Origin of the sequence: Pseudomonas sp. R4-39-08 (genome assembly GCF_003852275.1) — a bacterium.
Lineage (GTDB): Bacteria > Pseudomonadota > Gammaproteobacteria > Pseudomonadales > Pseudomonadaceae > Aquipseudomonas.
The window spans coordinates 3,457,044-3,477,699 of record NZ_CP027733.1 but is presented as its reverse complement, the minus strand read 5'-3'; the positions used below and the strand labels follow the sequence as shown (position 1 = coordinate 3,477,699).

17 protein-coding genes and 2 pseudogenes are annotated in these 20,656 nt (G+C 58.1%); 14 read left to right on the top strand and 5 right to left on the bottom strand.

All coding sequences use genetic code 11. The annotated features are described in order from the left end of the window. The 4 genes and pseudogenes from C4J88_RS16025 to C4J88_RS27785 all read right to left on the bottom strand — a co-directional run bounded on the left by C4J88_RS16025 (position 1) and on the right by C4J88_RS27785 (position 4,330). Positions 1-1,176, bottom strand: coding sequence for an MFS transporter (locus C4J88_RS16025; RefSeq protein WP_124407533.1), 1,176 nt, complete (start codon positions 1,174-1,176; stop codon positions 1-3). 75 nt (positions 1,177-1,251) lie between these two features. After that, positions 1,252-2,967 (bottom strand): carbamoyltransferase N-terminal domain-containing protein, encoded by a 1,716-nt coding sequence (locus C4J88_RS16020; protein WP_124407532.1) that lies wholly within the window; start codon positions 2,965-2,967, stop codon positions 1,252-1,254. A gap of 794 nt (positions 2,968-3,761) precedes the next feature. Beyond that, positions 3,762-4,142: pseudogene (locus tag C4J88_RS16010) on the bottom strand (NAD(P)H-dependent oxidoreductase); the annotation flags it as partial. A gap of 53 nt (positions 4,143-4,195) precedes the next feature. Then, positions 4,196-4,330, bottom strand: a complete 135-nt coding sequence (locus C4J88_RS27785; protein ID WP_256658869.1) for a hypothetical protein — start codon at positions 4,328-4,330, stop codon at positions 4,196-4,198. A gap of 215 nt (positions 4,331-4,545) precedes the next feature. Between C4J88_RS27785 and C4J88_RS16005 the strand changes: the two genes are divergently transcribed. From C4J88_RS16005 to C4J88_RS15995, 3 genes are all read left to right on the top strand, one after another. Beyond that, positions 4,546-5,286, top strand: a complete 741-nt coding sequence (locus C4J88_RS16005) for a hypothetical protein (RefSeq protein ID WP_124407531.1) — start codon at positions 4,546-4,548, stop codon at positions 5,284-5,286. Between the two features lie 123 nt (positions 5,287-5,409). After that, a complete protein-coding gene (locus C4J88_RS16000) occupies positions 5,410-5,691 on the top strand; it encodes a hypothetical protein (protein WP_124407530.1) in 282 nt (93 codons plus the stop codon). A gap of 81 nt (positions 5,692-5,772) precedes the next feature. After that, complete coding sequence (locus C4J88_RS15995) at positions 5,773-7,890, top strand: TonB-dependent receptor domain-containing protein (RefSeq protein ID WP_124408637.1); 2,118 nt, start codon at positions 5,773-5,775, stop codon at positions 7,888-7,890. 29 nt (positions 7,891-7,919) lie between these two features. Here C4J88_RS15995 and C4J88_RS15990 read toward each other — a convergent pair whose 3' ends face one another. Continuing rightward, the gene (locus tag C4J88_RS15990; protein ID WP_124407529.1) at positions 7,920-9,737 is read right to left on the bottom strand and encodes a sigma-54-dependent Fis family transcriptional regulator; all 1,818 of its coding nucleotides are present in this window, start codon (positions 9,735-9,737) and stop codon (positions 7,920-7,922) included. 337 nt (positions 9,738-10,074) lie between these two features. Here C4J88_RS15990 and C4J88_RS15985 point away from each other — a divergent pair, with 337 nt between their 5' ends. The 11 genes and pseudogenes from C4J88_RS15985 (at position 10,075) to C4J88_RS15935 (ending at position 20,616) form a co-directional block, all read left to right on the top strand. Further along, positions 10,075-11,169: an ABC transporter ATP-binding protein gene (locus C4J88_RS15985; protein WP_124363240.1), complete on the top strand. Its 1,095-nt coding sequence runs from the start codon at positions 10,075-10,077 to the stop codon at positions 11,167-11,169. Next, on the top strand, positions 11,169-12,266 hold the full coding sequence (locus C4J88_RS15980; RefSeq protein ID WP_124407528.1) for an ABC transporter ATP-binding protein: 1,098 nt from the start codon (positions 11,169-11,171) through the stop codon (positions 12,264-12,266). The genes C4J88_RS15985 and C4J88_RS15980 overlap by 1 nt, the downstream gene beginning before the upstream one ends. After that, complete coding sequence (locus C4J88_RS15975; RefSeq protein ID WP_017527241.1) at positions 12,263-13,129, top strand: carbohydrate ABC transporter permease; 867 nt, start codon at positions 12,263-12,265, stop codon at positions 13,127-13,129. The genes C4J88_RS15980 and C4J88_RS15975 overlap by 4 nt, the downstream gene beginning before the upstream one ends. 10 nt (positions 13,130-13,139) lie before the next feature. Next, entirely contained in the window at positions 13,140-13,940 is an 801-nt protein-coding gene (locus C4J88_RS15970; protein WP_003232361.1) for a carbohydrate ABC transporter permease, read from the top strand. 11 nt (positions 13,941-13,951) lie between these two features. Further along, complete coding sequence (locus tag C4J88_RS15965) at positions 13,952-14,224, top strand: DUF2160 domain-containing protein (RefSeq protein WP_124363237.1); 273 nt, start codon at positions 13,952-13,954, stop codon at positions 14,222-14,224. A gap of 160 nt (positions 14,225-14,384) precedes the next feature. Further along, positions 14,385-16,126 (top strand): annotated as a pseudogene (locus tag C4J88_RS15960) (ABC transporter substrate-binding protein). 375 nt (positions 16,127-16,501) lie between these two features. Beyond that, positions 16,502-16,696 carry a stability determinant gene (locus tag C4J88_RS15955; protein ID WP_124407527.1) on the top strand — a complete coding sequence of 65 codons (195 nt, stop codon included), beginning with the start codon at positions 16,502-16,504 and terminating at the stop codon, positions 16,694-16,696. Further along, positions 16,696-16,971 (top strand): type II toxin-antitoxin system RelE/ParE family toxin, encoded by a 276-nt coding sequence (locus C4J88_RS15950; RefSeq protein ID WP_124404510.1) that lies wholly within the window; start codon positions 16,696-16,698, stop codon positions 16,969-16,971. The genes C4J88_RS15955 and C4J88_RS15950 overlap by 1 nt, the downstream gene beginning before the upstream one ends. A 165-nt stretch (positions 16,972-17,136) precedes the next feature. Then, positions 17,137-18,516 (top strand): iron-containing redox enzyme family protein, encoded by a 1,380-nt coding sequence (locus C4J88_RS15945; RefSeq protein ID WP_124407526.1) that lies wholly within the window; start codon positions 17,137-17,139, stop codon positions 18,514-18,516. A 9-nt stretch (positions 18,517-18,525) separates the two neighbouring features. Next, positions 18,526-19,470 (top strand): class I SAM-dependent methyltransferase, encoded by a 945-nt coding sequence (locus C4J88_RS15940; protein ID WP_124367363.1) that lies wholly within the window; start codon positions 18,526-18,528, stop codon positions 19,468-19,470. Positions 19,471-19,476: 6 nt separating this feature from the next. Then, positions 19,477-20,616 (top strand): carboxylate-amine ligase, encoded by a 1,140-nt coding sequence (locus C4J88_RS15935; protein WP_124407525.1) that lies wholly within the window; start codon positions 19,477-19,479, stop codon positions 20,614-20,616. Positions 20,617-20,656 lie beyond the last annotated feature (40 nt).

Below are 20,656 nucleotides of genomic sequence, written 5' to 3'. Positions count from 1 at the left end.
TCAAAACAGACCGCTGTAAACGTGTGTGTCATCATGTTTAGAGTTCCGCATTTTTTGATGAGCGATTAAAGCTAGCAGCGCGCCGATTAAGGCTATAATGGCCATTACATAAAAAGAGCCATTGGGTATTATCTCGTAAAGATAGCCGGAAAAAGGCGTGGCCACCCCCATCGGTATTGCTACTGCGAAAGAATAATAGAATCCCTGCGTTAAAGTCTGTATGTCTTGCGGAGCGTGATCTCGGATAAAGCGCATAATCGCCGTGTGATAAGCAGCAAAACTCAGCGCGTGCATGCATTGCCCTATAATGATTAGTGATAGGGCATCGCTATTAGAGAAAAACGCCCAGCGAAGCGATGCACATAAACTGGACAGAACTACAATGGATAGCGGAGAGAAAAAGTTTAAAATTTTATTTGAGAACGCAAAGTATGTGATTTCAGCAATTACAGCGACTGACCAAAATAATCCAATTGTAGTTGATGAGTAGCCTTTGATTCCCCAATTTATTGAGGCTGTGGCAAAATATAGTGTGTGGCTTAATTGAATTATACTGGCAGAGGCGATTGCAAGTAGCAGTATTTTGTTTTCGAATAGCCGTCTCCAATCTGGCTTTTTAATGATTTGAGTATTGCCAGAGAAGTTTATATTTGGAATTCGATGTCTCAACCATAAGCAACTTAACGCTGTAAAAATCATGCTTGCGGCAACGATGACAGGCACCCAGGAAAGTCCATAAATAGTAAAAAAAACACCACCAAGTGTCGACGTTAAAATAAAGGCTGAAGAGCCAACCGCTCTTACCCAGCCGTAATTTTGAATGGACTGTTTGTCTCGTTTGAGCAGATACGACTCGGAGAGAGGCAGCACGACCATCCATAGTCCGCCAAACGAAATGCTCAGCGCGATAAAAGTGAATAGAGAGGGAGGTAGAAAATAAAACAGCAGAGTACTAATTGCTGCTGAAAAACTTAATAGTGCGGCCAAGTAAATTTGATCTACGCGCCAGTCCGCAACGTAAGTAATTAACACCCCTGTTACAATTTGAGGCCAATAAGCTGCCGCGATCAGCAAACCTATCTGACTGGCGCCAAATCCTAAAGTAGCTAGCCAAGTTGGCCAAAATGGATAAATAATGCCCTCGGCTGCAAAAAAACCAAAAAATATCATGTACATCGGGTCACCAAATAAAACAGTTGAACACCAATCTTGAAAAAAAGGGGCTTCAGGAAGCCCCTAAGCGCATCGGTTTTACTCAAAGCGCTGTAATGCGAAACTGTTCTTGTTTTTACGCCATATGATTAACGACTCGCTCATAACGACCAAATCGACCATGCCGTCTTTAAGGGCAGCCAAGGCATCTTGTGAAGAGCATACAATCGGCTCTTCATGACGATTGAAGGAAGTGTTTATCAAAGCAGATTGCCCTGTTCGGGAGTGCCAGGCATTTAGAAGCTTGTGCATAAAGCCATCCGCTTCAGGACGAATTACCTGTGGTCTAGCAGTACCGTCAATATGCACGACAGCAGGGCTGGCCTCGATAAACTGCGGATGGCAATCATATGTCATCGTCATGGTATCAGCGGCAATATGCTCTTCGGACCAGTCAATATAGCACTCGGCGGCCTGCTCGACAGCTGTCACTGGGCCAAACGGCATAAACTCAGTTCGGTGCATGCGTTTGTTGAGCCAGTCGTTCACGTCAGCATCTTTGGCATGGTAAACGATACTCCTGTTGCATAACGACCTCGGGCCAAATTCCATTTTTCCTTTGAACATTCCTAGAACTTGGTTTTCCATTAAAGCATCTACGAGCGTTTCAATGATATTAGTCGGATTGTGATAACCCAATTCAGGGTAGTCACGATTTATCAGGTTTATGTTTTGTGAAACGCTCCGTGCCGCTGGGCCCAGCGTCATCGCCGGGTTTTTGAATCGTGTACCCTTTTCTAAGTAAGCAGCCCCCACTGCAGCAGCCAATGCCAAGCCGCCGTCTCCCATGCATGGCAGCACATAAACGTTACGCACGTCAGGGATTTCTCGTAACCGCTGGTTAAGCTTCACGTTGCCAAATACACCACCCGCCAAGCAAAGGTTACTACTCCCTATCTTTTCTAGATGGTAAGTTACGACTTTAACTAGCATGTCTTCGACATGGCGTTGAACGGCGGCTGCGATATCTTCCGGTTTTTCCTTGGCCAGTAAACTTTGTAATATATCGCTATAACCAGTATATGAAGGTAGGAAAAGATCTCCGCATTTGGCTCTAATTCGCCCGTCCTCAACATTAATCATTTGTTGCATTACGCCAAGCAATTTCTCAGGATCGCCGAATGCAGCTAAGCCTGTGATCTTGCCTTCATGACGATTAGGTTTGTAACCTAGCAGATGGGTGATGCGTCCGTAGAAGTACCCCAAGCTATCAACGCTTGTTTCACGCTGTAATACCGTGGTTTCGTTGGGTGTGTAATGTGTTAGCGTCAGTGATTGAAAATCACCTCGCCCATCACATGTTAAGGTTAAAGCTTCATCAAAGGGGGAGCATACATAAGCACCCAGAGCGTGACATTCATGGTGGTCTATGTAGTATGCGGACAGCGCATTATCTGCGATAAACTTATCGAACTCAGCTCTTTTTTCTTTGTCGTTGGTGATTTCGTCAGTAATACGTTTTCGAAAAAGAGGTAGCCCATCAGGGTTGTTCTTAACTTCATCTACAATGCGATCGAAATATAAAGGTAAGTGCTTTTCAGCTGTGAAGCCTGCGTTCCAGCCATAGGCCACATAGTCTACGTCCTCTAAACTTACACCCGCCTCACCTAGTACAAATGAAATAGATTGCGCAGGCCAGACTTTGTCATCTTTGATGCGGGTAAAACGTTCTTCACTCACCGCCGAGAGGATTCGGTCGTCGCGGACCAGGCAAGCACCTGATAAATCATTGTTAGTAATTCCTAAAACTATCATAACAACTCCATGTTTTGCAGTTCAGTGATTATCAGAGATCACTGCATCAGTACCGCCCATAATTCTGTCCTCAGAATATTCCCTGGCGTCCAGTGGGCCGTTTAATAGCTCCCAAGTGGGCGATCCTGCCCTCTGACACAAACAGCGTAGCAGTGGATTGTGACACCCGTATGAAGATTTTTCATAAAGAAAAATTTTGCATGGATTTGGTTATAAGTATTGATTGTCCGAGAACGCAGTTAAATTCTTGTAGCTGTACATGCTGAATATGAGCTTTGCCAACGCGAGACGCTCGGACTCAATCCCGCCAAGCCCTGCTTGATGTGCCCAGCGTTTTCACCTATTAGGAAAAAGAGCACCACGTACGTTATTACCAACCTCATTCAAGTCTTGCTTTTCGCTGTGCAAAGCCATGAGTCGACCTACCTACCGCTTCGAAGGTAGTTGCCGTCGGGCACGACCTCCACCGCCTGTTTAGCGGCTCCATTGGTCTAAAGCCAGATCTGAGACTCGCCACCGCGACTATGCTGAATTCACCAGCAATCGAGATAGAGGCTCCCATGAGAGAGGCGCAGCGAAGACTGACCCTGACAGCATGGCGCGAGCTTTCCGCACTGGGCGGAAATCGAATGGATGCAGAAGTTAAATACTTCGAGTTGCTGCGGCGGGCTGACGCCATGGAGCGAGCCGACCTCATCTCGAGTGATGAGTGGCGAAGCCTTGTCAAACACGCCGGAGCATTACTCTGCAGTACTGCGCAGTGTATGGGCGGACCGGGGTAGGCCTGAAAGACGCTAGTCTCCTGACGTGACGCCCCCATCGATATCGATATGAATGCCCAAATCCTGACGGCCGGGCGCAAGATGCGGTTTGAGTGTCAATGCCGGAATGTCATAGTCACCGGCATTCTGGCGACGAAATGGCAACGGCTGATCAGTGAACAGGTTGCCCAACCGAGCAGCATAGGCCGTGCATAGCTGTTCGAACCGGGCGGCGTCCATTTTGCTGGTCTTATAGATGGGGAAGGGCGGCACAACGGTGAACCCAGGATAGAAGAGCACCCCATGCTGGATAGGGAATAGCAGGTCATCCAGCGCACCGTTCACCCCTCGACCACTGTAGTGGGACTCCCAACCGCCCATGCTGACCACCAGCATCGCGCGCTTTCCAGTCATGCGATTGCCTCGACGTTGCAAGCGGCTCCCGACCCCGAGGTTTGATGGGGTCGTTACTCGACCGTGCAGATCCAGCGGTGATTATGCCGATAGGGCGCGCGGGTGAAGTGCACATCTGAAACCAGATTCAGGCCGCGCTTTTTCAGCGCTTCGGTCAGTTGTACGAGTGTCTCTGCCTGGATAGTCATTGCGGTTACCTCGTCAGATTTACTGCGTTCATAATTCTTGACCGAGGGGGCAACTCGCTAATTCAAATTTTCTACACGCTTAATAGTTGAAGGCCGGGCCTGTAGTCCGATGCTTATCTGGCCCCCGGGGCTGCACTTTTTTCCATTCTCCTGATCTACCTCTGTCCCAGCCACCCATATCCTGCGGGTGGCCAACAGCCACAGACCCGGTACCGATGCATCGAACGCTAACTGCTTTTATCACCCGATGGCCGCGGTGGCTGGTTGCGATACTGGCGCTGTGTGCCGTCGGTTGCAGCCAGCAACAGGGGCGCGACATTGCCAGGCAGTTCAGCGATGGCAAGCCCGATGAGTTTTTTCAAACCAGCGTTGATCGCATGGCCACCCTGGGCATGCGCGACAACCTGCAAAGCCTTTATCTGCTGATGAGCAAGCTTTACCTGCGCAACCCCAGCCAGTGGCGCCAGTCCGGTTATCCGGATGCGGTAACTGCTGCGCGCACTATTCGCCAGGCTATCGAAAACCGTCAGCCATTGCCTGCGCTGGGGGAACGTCGTGATCTGGCGGCCTTGAGTTACTCCCTGAGCCCGGAGTTTCGGGGTGATCGGGTGGGGGCGTTCATCTACGCGATCGGCAGCATGCTGGTGACCGCACACGGTGGGCGCACGCAATTTTATGTGACCGACTCGATCAACCCGCAGTTTGTCAGCAACGCCGCACGGAATATCGAGAAAGCCACCTGGTTGCTCGGCCAGCGCCAGGACGCCAATGGCGTGTTGCTGCTGTTTTCCAATGAAATATCGGAGGAGGGCAGCAACCTCAGTTTCGCCGTCGAATTCGGCAAGATCGTCGCGCGCCTGGATCTGCTGACCCAGATACTCGATGAGCGCTACCGACGCATCGGCCTCAATTATGCGCAAAGTCTGTTGCTGATGAATTTCCTGCCTGTGCAGTGACAGGGCCAATGGGTGCGGTGTTTCCCTTTCCTCTGTAGGAAACTGCCTTTCATGCCCTGGACCGCTTGAACCACGCCCCGGTCAGCCCTAGCCTCGGACTTTTCTTAAACATGAGTGCCTACCTTGGGTAAGCGAAAAACGGTTTGGCCTACTGATCGCGAAATCCGCCTGCGATTTATCCTGTTTGCTGTGATCGACGCCGCAAGCGCTCAAGGAGTCGCTTCGGAAGTGTTGTTACCCGCGCACAAACTGCTGCGCGGCTCGCCTACGGAGGTGCAGCTGCGCGACACGCTTGCCGAGATCCTGGCCACCGATGAAATGTATGGTTTCAGATTCCCCATCGGCTCGGATGCCGACGACTTGATGCAGACGCTGGAGTTGCCGGGCAACCAGGAGCGCACGTGACCTGACGGGTGTGGACGTCTTCCCATGACTGTTCGCGTGCCGGCGCTGCCGTCCACGCCCCCGTATTCCAAGGACCTGCCCATGCTGTTGCGACAACCTGCGCTACTGTTCGCCGCCCTGACCCTCAGTTCTCAGGTACAGGCCGAAGACCTGCAATTGGCGCCGGTCGAAGTCACTGCCTCTGAAGCCAGCGCCGGCGAAATCGCCCAGGCACAGCTCAAAAGCGTGCCCGGCGGCACTAATTTTATCGACATGGACAGTGTGCAACAGGGCCGGGTGAGCTCCAACGAGGATGTCTTCAAGTACCAGGCCGGGGTGTACGCCAAGGCGGCGAACAATGAAGGGGTCAAGCTGTCCATTCGCGGTTCGGGCTTGAACCGCAGCCCCGGTGCCCATGCCTCCGGGTTGTACGAAATGTTCGACGGCCTGCCGCTCACCGGCCCCGGCGGTACGCCCTATGAGCTCAAGGACCCGCTTTGGCAAAGCCGGGTAGAAGTGCTGCGCGGCGCCAATGGCTTCGACCGGGGCGCGTTGGCCCTGGGCGGCGCGGTCAACTACGTCAGCCGCACCGGTCTTGATGCGCCCAAACTGCAACTGCGCTATGAGGCGGGCAGCCATGGTTACGCCCAGCGCGAGATCAGTTCCGGCCAGGTGCTCGGGGATGCCGATTACTACATCAGCCTCACCGATTCTGCGTCCGACGGTTACCAGCACCAGAGCGCCGGCACCGGCAAGGGCGTCGCGGCCAACTTCGGTTATCGCTTCAACCCGGATCTGGAAACGCGCTTCTATTTTCGCTACCGCGAAACCACCAACGACACGCCGGGCAAGCTCACCCGTTACCAGATCAGCCATGACCCGCGTGCTGCCAACAGCCTCAACGCCGCCCGCGATTCCAAGCGCTTGCAACCGGGTTCCACCTGGATCGCCAACAAGACCACCTTGCAATTGGATGACGCTTCGCGCGTCGAAGTCGGGCTGGCTTATCACGACTACCCGATGGACCTGCGCGAAGGCACCAACCGCCTGAAAGTGGCCTACACCGACGTCAGCGGCACCCTCAATTACATTCGCCAGGACAGCCTGTTCGGCCACGACAGCAAAACCACGCTCGGCCTGCGCACCACCCAGGCGATGCCGAACAACGGCGCCTCGGAGTTTGTGCGCATTCCGGCGGGCAACACGGCCGGCTACGCTCCGGGCACCAAGACCCGTGACTACACCTACCTGGGTTCCGACACCGTGCTGCATATCGGCAACGAACTGGAGCTGGTCCCCGACCTGTGGCTGACCAGCGGCCTGGCCGCGATCTATACCCGCCGCGAAACCCAGGTCACCTATCCAGACGGTCAAGCCCCGACCAGCCAGCACGATTGGGACTACGCGCCACGCATTGGCCTGCGCTATGACTTCACCCCGCAATTGCAGGTGTACACCAACCTGAGCCGCTCGGTGGAGCCGCCGCACGCCTGGTCGATGATCTGGGGTTCCAACAAATACTTTGGTACCGGCAGTGGCGCGGCCACCGGCTTGCAGCGTGAAGGCGTGAAGTTGCGCAACCAGACGGCGACGACGCTGGAAGTCGGTGGCCGCGGTGAGGCCTGGCTCGGCCAGTGGGACCTGGCGCTCTACCGCTCTGAGGTTCGCCACGAGCTGTTGACCGTGGAAACCCAGGCCCAGACCGCAACCAGCAATGCCATCGTCGCCGAAGCCAACGCCAGCCCCACCGTGCATCAGGGCGTGGAACTGAGCCTGCTCAGCCCGCTGTGGGAGGGCGGTCGCAACGGCCAGCTTGCGCTGCGCCAAGTCTACACCTTCAGCGACTTCCACTACCGCGACGACGAGCGTTTCGGTGACAACACCTTGCCCGGCATTCCCAAGCACTATTACCAGGCGCAGTTGCGCTACAGCCATCCGAGCGGTTTCTACACCAGCCTCAACACCGAGCACGCCTCGCGGGTGGCGGTGGACTACGCCAACTCTTACTACGCCGCAGCCTACACCACCCTGGGCGCGACGTTCGGCTACGATGCGCCCAAGCAGGATTGGCAGGCCTGGGTCGATCTGCGCAATCTGACCAACCGGCGTTATGCCAACACCGTTACCCCGGGCTATGACGACAAAGGCCTGGATGTCGCGCGCTCCACACCGGCCGATGGCCTTGGCCTCTACACCGGCGTGTCGTGGCGTTGGCGCTGAAGGGACATCCGGCTGACTGACGCGCCCGCTCAGCCTTCGTTCTGGCGCAGGCGCTTGTACAGGGTATTGCGGCTCACCCCGAGTTCGCGGGCGAGGTGCGATATGTTGCCGCCTGCCGCCTTCAAGCGTTGCGTCAGGTCGATGCTGTCATCCAGTCGCTCGCTGGCGGGCTGCGGTATCGGCCCCTGCAAATCCACAAAAAAGTCATCGGGCAGATGCTCCGGGCGGATCGGCTGTTCCTCAGCCATCGCCAATGCCACCTGCAACACACTGCTGACCTGGCGCAGATTGCCCGGCCATGGATGCTGTTCGAACAGCTTCAGTACCTCGGCGCTCAGGCCGGCCCACTGCGTGGGGTCGCGGTGTCGCTGCCACAGTTGCTGGAACAACGCCTGCTTGTCGCTGCGCTCGCGCAACGGCGGCAGTTCCAGGGTCAGGCCACCAATGCGGTAATACAAATCCTCCCGAAAACGCCCGGCTTGCACCAGCTCCCGTAGCGCGCGGTTGGTCGCCGAGATGATGCGCAAGTCCACCGGGAACACCTCACTGCTGCCCACCGGTTGCACGCAGCGCTCCTGCAGTACTCGCAACAGTCGCGCCTGGGTGGGAAGAGGCATATCGCCGATCTCATCGAGAAACAGCGTGCCCTTGTCGGCCTTGCGGATCAGCCCAATGCTGCCTTTCTGATTGGCGCCGGTGAACGCGCCTTTTTCATAGCCGAACAGTTCCGATTCCACCAGCTCAGCCGGAATCGCCGCACAGTTCACCGCGATCAATGCCTGGCGACTACGGGAACTGGCCTGGTGCAAGGCTTTGACGAAGACCTCTTTGCCCACGCCGGTCTCGCCGTGGATCAACAACGGAATGTCCTTCTCCAGCAGGCGCTCGGCCTGGCGCACGGCTTTCTCCACGCGTGCGTCGCCAAAATGCAGGGTGGTGAGGCTGACGGCGCTTGGCTTTGACGGCGCCGGTTCATTGAACATCCGCGCTTGTACCGGCGTCTGCCTGGGGCGTTTGAGCAGGCATTGGAAGCGATTGCGTCCCGCTGCTTGCAGGGAAAACGCCAGCCCCTCCGGCTGGTTCAACAACTCCAGCAGCGACACCTTGAACAAGCTGTCGATCATCACCCTCGACAAGCTGATCCCCAGCAGGTTGTCCGCGCGCCGGTTGGCCGACAGCACCTGGCCGCTTTCATCAAAGATCAGCAGGCCTGCCCACTGGCTGTCGAGGTTGCTCAGGCCGGTGTTGAACGTCAGCTGGAAATGCTCGCCGCGAAACAGGTTGAGGATCAGCCGGTTTTCCACGGTCTGGCTCATCATCTTGACCATGCCCAGGGTGTGGGAGGGCGGCAGGTAGCTGTCGCTGGAGACGTCCAGCACTGCGATGATCTCGCGTTGCGCGTCGAAAATCGGCGCCGCCGAACCGGTCATGAAGCGGTTGGCCTTGAGGAAGTGTTCGTCGTGCTCGATATGTACCGCCTGGGCGCAGGCCAACGCGGTGCCGATGGCGTTGGTGCCGCTGGCGCGTTCCATCCAGCTGGCGCCCGCGCTGAAACCACGGGCCAGCCCGGGCTCGATAAAGCGCTGGGTACCCCACGACGTCAGGACCTGGCCCTGGTTGTCGGCCAGCATGATCAGGCAGTTGGAATTGCTCAGGATGTTTTCGTAGTAGGGCAGCACTTCCTGATGGGTGGTCTGCACCAGTGAATGCTGACTCTCCAACAACTGCCGAATGCCCTCGGCGGGCAGTTGGTCGAAGCTGGGGACGCTCTGGTGATCCAGGCCGAACGCGCGGCAACGGCGCCAGGAGTCCTGGATGATGGTGTCGTGAGTCAGTGGTTCGGCCATGTATTGACCTTCATTTTTATTGTTATTGAGTGTGCACAATCTAACGGATGTAACCAGACCCATGTGGGAGGGGGCTTGCTCCCGATAGCGGTGTGTCAGTCAGCATTTCTTTTACTGATATACCGCTATCGGGAGCAAGCCCCCTCCCACAGTCTGATCAGTGTTGTTCAGAACTGTTCATTGTCAACCCCCTCAGTGTTCATTTGTTCAGCCAGGGTGTTCATTCCTGAACATCCAGATTGACCCATTTCCTTATGCATCAACCACCTGCCATTTCTGGCACGAAACTCGCTCTGATAACTGGCCAGATTCATTCCAATAATAAAAAGGTCGTGTCATGTCATTGACCCTGGAACATGTCTCCCGCGTTGTCGAAGGTCAAACCTGGATCGACGACGCCAACCTGCGCTTCGAGGCGGGCTCCTTCAATGTGTTGCTCGGTCGCACCCTGTCCGGCAAGACCAGTTTGATGCGTCTGATGGCTGGCCTGGACAAGCCCGACAGCGGTCGCATCCTGATGAACGGTGTGGATGTCACGCAAAAACCGGTGCGCCTGCGCAACGTGTCGATGGTGTATCAGCAGTTCATCAACTACCCGACCATGACCGTGTTCGAGAACATCGCCTCGCCTTTGCGCCAGGCCGGTGTGTCCAACGAGCTGATCCAGAGCAAGGTGCTGGAAACGGCGCGGATGCTGCGCATCGAGAAATTCCTGCAGCGCCATCCGCTGGAACTGTCCGGTGGCCAGCAGCAGCGTACGGCTATGGCCCGGGCGTTGGTGAAGGACGCCGAGCTGATCCTGTTCGATGAACCGTTGGTCAACCTGGATTACAAGTTGCGCGAAGAACTGCGCCAGGAAATGCGCGAACTGTTCAAGGCGCGCCACACCATCGCCATCTACGCCACCACCGAGCCGAACGAAGCGCTGGCGCTGGGCGGTACTACCACCATTCTGCATGAAGGCCGGGTGATCCAGAGCGGCAAGGCCGCCGAGGTCTATCACCAGCCGCAAAGCGTATTGGCGGCCGAGTTGTTTTCCGAGCCGCCGATCAATCTGATGCCGGGGCGCATCAGTGGCAACGAAGTGAGTTTCGCCAACTTCGTGCATTTCCCGCTCAATGTCGACCTGCGCCCCATCGGCGAAGGTGAGTTCCGCTTTGGCGTGCGCCCCAGCCATATCAGCCTGGTGCCGAGCAACGACGATGACCTGGAACTGGCGGTGACCGTGGAAGTCGCCGAGATCAGCGGTTCGGAAACCTTCCTGCATGTGCGCAGCGAACACTTCCTGCTGGTGTTGCACCTGCCGGGGGTGCACGAGTACGACGTCGATGCGCCGATCCGCGTGTACATCCCCACCCATAAACTGTTCGTGTTCGATGGCCAGGGCCGTTTGGTCCAGGCCCCCGGGCGCCGTGTCGCGAGGGTTGCCTGATGGCCGAGATCCATTTGCAGAACCTGGCGCACAGCTACAGCGCGACCCCGAGCGGTCCTGAGGATTACGCCATCCGGGAAATGAACCATGTGTGGGAGCAGGGCGGAGCCTACGCCTTGCTCGGGCCGTCGGGCTGCGGCAAGTCGACCTTGCTCAACATCATTTCCGGCCTGCTCAGCCCGTCCGAGGGCCAGGTGTTGTTCGATACCCAAGTGGTCAACGACCTCACCCCGGAAAAGCGCAATATCGCCCAGGTGTTTCAGTTCCCGGTGGTGTACGACACCATGACAGTGTTCGATAACCTGGCGTTTCCCTTGCGCAACCAAGGCATGGCCGAGGCGAAAATTCACAGCAAGGTGCAGGAAATTGCCGAGGTTCTCGACCTGCAAAACCTGTTGAGCAAAAAAGCCCGCAACCTCACCGCCGACGAAAAACAGAAAGTCTCCATGGGCCGTGGCCTGGTGCGCGACGACGTGTCGGCGATCCTGTTCGATGAACCGCTGACGGTGATCGACCCGCACCTGAAGTGGAAACTGCGGCGCAAGCTCAAGCAGATTCACGAGCAGTTCAACATCACCATGGTCTACGTCACCCACGACCAGCTCGAGGCATCCACCTTCGCCGATAAAATCGCCGTGATGTACGGCGGGCAGATCGTGCAGTTCGGCACGCCGCGCGAGTTGTTCGAGCGGCCGAGCCACACCTTTGTCGGTTATTTCATTGGCAGCCCTGGGATGAATCTGATCGAGGTGCAGGCCGAGGCGGGCGGGGTGCGGTTTGCCAACACGTCGTTGCCGTTGTCCGAGGCATTGCAGCAACGCCTCGCTGCCACCGATTACAAAAAGCTTCAGGTGGGTATTCGCCCGGAATTCATCCATGTGTGGGACGAGCATAACCCTGACGCCTTGCAGGCCGAGGTCACACATCTGGAAGACCTCGGCACCTACAAAATCATGACCCTCAACCTCGACGGTGCCACCCTCAAAGTGCGCCTGGCTGAAGACAAACCGGTGCCCGAAGGCCGCGCCTGCATCAGCTTCCCCGCGCAATGGCTGATGCTCTACGCCGACGATTACCTGCTGGAGGAACTGCCATGAACAAGGTGCAGAACAACAAGGCCTGGTGGCTGGTATTGCCGGTGTTCCTGCTGGTGGCGTTCAGTGCCGTGATTCCGATGATGACCGTGGTCAACTACTCGGTGCAGGATATTTTCGACCAGTCCAGCCGCTACTTCGTCGGGGCCGACTGGTACAAACAGGTGCTGCTCGACCCGCGCCTGCATGACTCGCTGCTGCGCCAGTTCATCTATTCAGCCTGTGTGCTGCTGATTGAAATCCCGCTGGGCATCGCCATCGCCCTGACCATGCCGACCAAGGGGCGCTGGTCGTCGCTGGTGTTGATCGTGCTGGCGATTCCCTTGCTGATTCCGTGGAACGTGGTCGGCACCATCTGGCAGATTTTCGGTCGCGCCGATATCGGCCTGCTCGGTTACAGCCTCAACGCCCTGGGTATCAGCTATAACTATGCGGCGAACACCATGGATGCCTGGGTCACCGTGCTGGTGATGGACGTGTGGCACTGGACTTCCCTGGTGGCGTTGCTGTGCTATTCGGGGCTGCGGGCGATCCCGGACGTGTACTACCAGGCTGCGCGCATCGATCGGGCGTCGGCCTGGGCGGTTTTCCGACACATCCAGTTGCCCAAGATGAAAAGCGTGCTATTGATCGCGGTGATGCTGCGCTTCATGGACAGTTTCATGATCTACACCGAGCCGTTCGTACTCACCGGTGGCGGGCCGGGCAATGCCACCACCTTTCTGAGTCAGACCTTGACCCAGATGGCCGTAGGCCAATTCGATCTCGGCCCGGCGGCGGCGTTTTCGCTGGTGTACTTCCTGATCATCCTGTTGGTGTCCTGGCTGTTCTACACCGCCATGACCCACTCCGACGCCAACCGCTGAGGCCGCCAACATGAGCAAACGCAAGCTAATACCGCTTTTGATCTACATCCTGTTCCTGCTGGTGCCGATCTACTGGTTGCTGAACATGTCTTTCAAGAGCAACACCGAAATCCTTGGCGGGCTGACCCTGTTTCCGCAGGATTTCACCCTGGCCAACTACAAGGTGATCTTCACCGACCCCAGCTGGTACACCGGCTACCTCAACTCGCTGTACTACGTGAGCTTGAACACGGTGATTTCCCTGAGCGTGGCATTGCCGGCGGCCTACGCGTTTTCGCGCTACCGTTTCCTGGGCGACAAGCACCTGTTCTTCTGGCTGCTGACCAACCGCATGGCGCCGCCGGCGGTGTTTCTGCTGCCGTTTTTCCAGCTGTATTCGTCCATCGGCCTGTTTGACACGCATATCGCGGTGGCGCTTGCGCATTGTTTGTTCAACGTGCCGTTGGCGGTGTGGATTCTGGAAGGTTTCATGTCCGGAGTGCCCAAGGAAATCGACGAAACCGCCTACATCGATGGCTACTCGTTCCCCAAGTTCTTCGTGAAGATTTTCATCCCGTTGATTGGCTCCGGTATCGGCGTTACGGCGTTTTTCTGCTTCATGTTTTCCTGGGTCGAACTGTTGCTGGCGCGCACCCTGACCTCAGTCAATGCCAAGCCTATCGCGGCGGTGATGACCCGCACGGTGTCGGCCTCGGGTATCGACTGGGGCGTGCTGGCGGCGGCGGGGGTGTTGACCATCCTGCCGGGCATGCTGGTGATCTGGTTTGTTCGTAACCACGTGGCCAAGGGCTTTGCCCTGGGCCGGGTCTAGAGGAATCGACGATGGAATGGATGGCCTGGACCACCCCGACTGCACTGTTCTTTGGCGGCATCGCGCTGATTCTGGCGGGCATGACCACCTGGGAGTTGCGCGCGCCGAGTATCCCTCGGCGTGGTTTTCTGCCGATCAGCACCACCCGTGGTGATCGCTTGTTTATCGGTCTTCTCGGCAGCGCCTACCTGCATTTGCTGGTAATCGGCGCCACCGGCTGGAGCATCTGGGTGGCGACTGCGCTGTCCCTGGTGTGGCTGTTGAGTGTGATGCGCTGGGGCTAGGTGTGCACACCCTGTAGGAGCGTGCTTGCTCGCGAAAATCGTCAACGATAACGCGGTGTTCCTGGTAGCCCGCGGTGTCTTTGAGTTTTTCGCGAGCAAGCTCGCTCCTACAAGAGAGGGGTGTCTGCGAGTCCCGTCTGAAAATAACCAGGAGGTCTCTATGTTGAATAAAAACAATAAGCTGCGACATAGCATTTCATTGGCCGCCGTACTGGCCCTCAGTGGTTTGAGCGCTACGGCCTGGGCCGATGCGTATGAAGATGCCGCGAAAAAATGGATCGGCAGCGAGTTCAAGCCGTCCACCCTCACGGCCGAACAGCAATTGGAGGAGCTGAAGTGGTTTATCAAGGCCTCGGAGCCGTTCCGCGGGATGAAGATCAACGTGGTGTCGGAAACCCTCACCACCCACGAGTATGAATCCAAGGTGCTGGCCAAGGCCTTCAGCGAAATCACCGGGATCAAGCTGACCCACGACCTGCTGCAAGAAGGCGACGTGGTGGAAAAGCTGCAAACCCAGATGCAGTCCGACAAGAATATCTACGACGGCTGGGTCAACGACTCGGACCTGATCGGTACGCACTTTCGCTACGGCAAGACCGAGTCCATCACCGACCTGATGGCCAACGAGGGCAAGGACTTCACCTCGCCGACCCTGGACCTCAAGGACTTTATCGGCCTGTCCTTCACCACCGCCCCGGACGGCAAGATTTACCAGTTGCCCGACCAGCAGTTCGCCAACCTTTACTGGTTCCGCGCCGACTGGTTCGAGCGCCCGGAGCTGAAAGCCAAGTTCAAGGAAAAGTACGGCTATGACCTCGGCGTGCCGGTGAACTGGTCGGCCTATGAAGACATCGCCAAATTCTTCAGCGAAGACGTCAAGGAAATCGACGGCAAGCGCATTTACGGGCACATGGACTACGGCAAGAAAGACCCATCCCTGGGCTGGCGCTTCACCGATGCCTGGTTCTCCATGGCCGGCGGCGGCGACAAGGGCTTGCCCAACGGCTTGCCGGTGGACGAGTGGGGCATTCGCGTGGAGGACTGCCACCCGGTGGGCTCCAGCGTCACCCGTGGCGGTGACACCAACGGCCCGGCCGCGGTATTTGCCACGCAGAAATACGTGGACTGGATGAAAGCCTACGCGCCACCGGAAGCGGCGGGCATGACGTTCTCCGAATCCGGCCCGGTGCCGTCCCAGGGCAACATCGCCCAGCAGATCTTCTGGTACACCGCGTTTACCGCCGACATGGTCAAGCCGGGCCTGCCGGTGGTGAATGCCGACGGTACGCCGAAATGGCGCATGGCGCCGTCACCGGTCGGACCGTACTGGGAAAAGGGCATGAAAAAGGGCTATCAGGACGTAGGGTCCTGGACCTTCCTCAAGTCGACGCCGGAGAAGCAGAAACTCGCGGCCTGGCTCTACGCGCAGTTCGTGACCTCGAAAACCGTGTCGTTGAAGAAAACCATCGTTGGCCTGACGCCAATTCGTGAGTCCGATATCAACTCCCAGGCCATGACCGACATGGCCCCAAACTCGGCGGCCTGGTGGAGTTCTACCGCAGCCCGGCCCGCACCGAGTGGTCGCCGACCGGCACCAACGTGCCGGACTACCCACGCCTGGCGCAACTGTGGTGGAGCAACATCGCGGCCGCCGCCAGCGGCGAGAAAACCCCGCAACAAGCCCTGGACAACCTGGCCAAGGAACAGGACGCAATCATGACGCGCCTGGAGCGCTCCAAGGTGCAACCGGTGTGCGGCCCGAAAATGAACCCCGAGCGTGACGCGCAATACTGGTTCGACCAGCCAGGCGCGCCGAAGCCGAAACTGGCGAACGAGAAGCCTAAAGGCGAGACCGTGAACTACAACGACCTGCTCAAGCAGTGGGAGGCGGCGCGTAAGTAACAGGGCTACGACAACCCTGGATGCGCTGAGTACCAGTGTGGGAGGGGGCTTGCCCTAATGCCAGTCAGTTAAGGCGACACCGAACCTGTGGCGAGGGAGCTTGCTCCCGCTGGACTGCGCAGCAATCCCATTGTTTGGGGCCGCTTCGCGCCCCAGCGGGAGCAAGCTCCCTCGCCACAAGTTAGTTCTCGCTCCTGCTACTTCTTAACTGACCGGCATTAGGGCTTGCCCCCTCCCACATCACTTGGGACAGAACGGAACCGTGTGTGCCATTTTTCATCTTGCGGGTAAGCTCGCCTGCATTTCATCTGGTGGTTCAAGACAGCTTCCCGGGTTGCGGCTAAACTGCTGAGCATTCATCCAGGAGGTGACCTGATGGCAGTTCCACTTTCCCCAATTGTTTCGGAGTTTGAAACCGAAGAGCAGGCGAGTAGCCATGATCTCTGGTTTCGTAAAAAAGTCGAAAAAAGCCTGAACAATCCTGGCCCCGGTGTGCCCCATGATGAAGTCATGGCGAGGGTTGAAGCGATCATTCAGGAAGCGGAGCGTCAACAGAGGGCGAAAGCCTGATGTTGTCCGTTGTTTGGCTTGATGAAGCCATCAGCGACCTGATTGAAATCGTGACTTTTATCGCAGCACAAAATCCTGGTGCTGCACGACGCCTCAAGATTCGCCTTGAAGGTGCGCCTTTACCACTGACAGAACATCCTTACTTGTATCCAAATGGTCGTGTGCCGGGGACTCGCGAGGTCGTCGTTCACCCGAATTATGTGTTGGTGTATCGAGTGACCGCAGAGCGGATCGAGATCGTCAACGTATTGCACGCCCGGCAGGAATACCCGTGACGCTCTCCGGAGAAATCGCGACCGCTTATCCCCCCTTTTACAACCTCATTTGAATTTTCTGCACATTCCGATGCTCTGCATTCCATAAGCGTGTGTTTTGAAGCGCTTTTGCGGGGCCGCCTTGCAGGGTGGCCCGTTGTAACGGACTTTGCGGAAACTGCCACCATGACACTCCTCACTGCGCTGTCGGGCCAACCGGCCTCTCTCACCGACTCGGCCCCTGGCCGGCATCAACGGGTGTATCAACAGCTGTATGGCGAAGCTCCAGGCGCGGCGGCATTGGCGCGTGACTACCTGCAGGATCAACTGGCGCACGTGGAAAGCACCGCCTGCGACCTGCCCGAAGCGCCCGAGCAGTTGCTGGCCTGGGTCGAACAGCGTTGCGCCGCCGTGGCCCAGGCCTATGCCGAGTACCTGGAGCAACGCCAGCAGGGCCGGCCGCGTCGCTATTTCCACAACAAGGCACACGCGTTGTATGTGCTGCAACGCGTGGCCCCGACCAAACAGGTCGACGGCGCCTGGCTCTACGGCCTGCTGCGCTATTGGCAGGACCAGCGTTTTGACGGCCTGCTGACCACCTACCTCGAAGAGTTGGGCGACGGCGAAGCCGCGCAGAACCACGTGGTGATCTATCGCAAGCTGCTCAGTGAGCACGATGCCGACAGCGAGGCGGGGCTTGAGGATGGTCACTATCTGCAAGGTGCCCTGCAACTGGCCCTGGGCCTGTGCGCCGACGAATTCCTGCCGGAAGTCATCGGCTACAACCTGGGTTACGAGCAGTTGCCACTGCACCTGCTGATTACGTCATACGAGCTGAGTGAGCTGGGCATCGACCCCTATTACTTCACCCTCCACGTGACCATCGACAACGCCAGCAGCGGCCACGCCAGCAAAGCCGCGCAATCGGTGTTGAACCTGCTGCCGCTGGGCGAGGGCAGGGAGGCGTTCTACCGTCGCGTCGCGGCCGGGTATCGCCTCAACGACCTTGGCCCAGGCACCACGGCGGTCATCGCAGATTTCGATCTGCAGGACGAAGTGGTGGCCATGCTTGAACGCAAGCGCACCTTTGGCCAGCACATGCATTCGGACTACTGCCGCTTCGAAGGCAAAACCGTCAACCAATGGCTGGCCAAGCCCGGCCAGATCGGGGATTTTCTCCGGGCGATGGAAGACAAGGGCTGGATCAAACGCAACCAGGACCCCGCCGAGAGCCGCTTCTGGCAGTTGATCGAGGGGGCGGGAGCGGCGATGTTCGGCGTGTTCAGCGGTTATGAAAAACAGGTGCTGCATGACTGGATCGCCGGTGACTGGATCAGCAGCCAGCGCGTGCCGTCGGTTCGTCCGGGCCGTGGCAGCCGTTTCTCCCGCGAGCAGCATCGCCCTGCGGATCCTGACACCCAGGCCCTGGTGGATTCGTTATGGAACTTGCCCGATGACCAGCAGCTCACCGCGCTGATCCCGTGGATGTCGGCGCGACGTCACTGCAGTCCCGCAGGGTTGTACGCCACCCGCCGCTTTATCCAACTGCGCGCACGCCTGCGCTAAGGAAACTCCATGTCTGCACAACAACTGGCTGACCGCGCCCTGCTGAACCTCGGCCGAGGCTTGAAGGAGAGCGGCTACCGTTTTATCACGCCGACGCCGCTGACCCACGAGCGCGTGTACCGGCGCCTGGGCACGCCGCTGGCGATGAATATGCGTGACGTATTCGGCTGGTCGATGCCGTTTGACAACGAGCTGTTGCCCGAGGCGTTTCGTGACGAGTTGCAGCAGGCCGAGGTGATCGAAAAACACGACGCGCTGTGGCGCAGCAGCGTGCGCTGGTCGAGCCTGGATGACCTGTTGTTTGCCCATTCGCCGTATCCCACCGTCGAGGCGGATGCGGTGTTCTTCGGCCCCGACAGCTATCGATTTGCGCAGGTTATCGAGGCCCATCTGCAGCAGCGTTTCGAACCGCTCAAGCGTGCGGTGGACATCGGTTGCGGGGCGGGTGTCGGTGCGCTGGTCATCGCCCATGCGCGGCACGACGCCGAGGTGCTGGCGGTGGATATCAATCCCCGTGCCTTGCGCCTGACCGCAGTGAACGCCGAGCTGGCCGGTCTGGCGAATGTCAGTGTGTACCAGAGTGATGTGCTGACCAGCGTCGACGGCGAATTCGACCTGATCGTCGCCAACCCGCCGTACATGAATGACGACCGCCAGCGCGCCTATCGCCACGGCGGTGGCGCGTTGGGCGAACAGCTGTCGGTGCGCATCGTCAGCGAATCGCTCCCACGCCTCGCCATTGGCGGTAGCCTGGTGTTGTATACCGGCGTGGCGATGGTGGCGGGCGGCGATGCGTTTCTGGAAGCGGTCAAGCCGCTGCTGACCAGCGATGCGTATGGCTGGACCTACCGTGAACTGGACCCCGACGTCTTCGGCGAAGAACTCGATAAACCCGGTTATGAACGCGTCGAGCGGATCGCTGTGGTTGCACTCACCGTCACACGCCTGCGCTGAACGCTCATGCTCACCTTCGGTATCGAAGAGGAGTATTTCATCACTGACCTGCACACGCGCCAGATGCTCGCCGCACCCTCGGCAGCCGTAATCGCGGCCTGCCGGGAGGCTATCGGCGAGGGCTTTACCCATGAAATGTTCCAGGGCCAGATAGAGGCTGCCTCACCGGTGTTTCACTGCGGCGAGGAGGCGGCCCACTACCTGGCAACGGTGCGCCGCGACCTGGCGCGGGCCTTGGCCAACTTCGGCCTGGGCGTGGTGTGCGCCGGCAGCCATCCCTTGGCCAATTGGCGTGAGCAACGGCCCACCGAGCACGGGCATTTCCGGCAGTTATTCGAGGACGTGCAGTACGTGGCGCGGCGCAGTGTGTTGTGTGGCTTGCACGTGCATGTCGAGGTACCGGCACGGGTCGATCGCATCGCGGTGATGAACGAGGTGTCGCCCTGGTTGCCGTTACTGCTGTTGTTCAGCTGCTCCTCACCCTTCTGGAACGGTGCGCCCACGGGGTTCATGAGCTACCGCCAGGCCGCTTGCGATGAGTGGCCGCGCATGGGTGTGCCGGAGCATTTTGCCGACTGGGACGAGTACCAGCGCTACTTGGCAATGTTGCAGCGCATGGGCGCGATCGAAGCCGATGGCAACGGCTGGTGGGGCATTCGCCCGGCGGCGCGCTATCCCACCCTTGAACTGCGCATGACCGATGCATGCCCACGGCTGGAAGATGGCCTGGCCCTGGCGACGTTATTTCGGGTGATGGTCAGCCATGCCTGCGCGATGCGGCAGCCCGGTGCGGGCTTCACCCCCGAGACGCGTTGGCTGCTCAAGGAAAACCGCTGGCAAGCCAAGCGCTTTGGCGCAGCCGGTACCTTTGCGCTGGACGCCTCAGGCGCCCTTTGCAGCGCGCACCAGTGGTTGCAACGCGCTTGCCAGAGGTTCGCCGACACGGCCGACGCCCTGGGTGAAGGCCAGCTGTTCGACAGCCTGCACAGGTTGCTGCGGCGTGGTAACAGTGCAACCGAGCAGTTGCATTGGTACGCGCAGGCGCGCAGCGCGGGTGTCGATGCGTCGGGCGGCCTGTGCCGCGTGGTGGATGGGCTCCTGGCCCAGAGCCGCGGCGACCATTTATCGGTTGCCGCAGCAGGTTGAGGGAACACTGGGCACTGCGTGCGCCCTTAACTAATAAGCC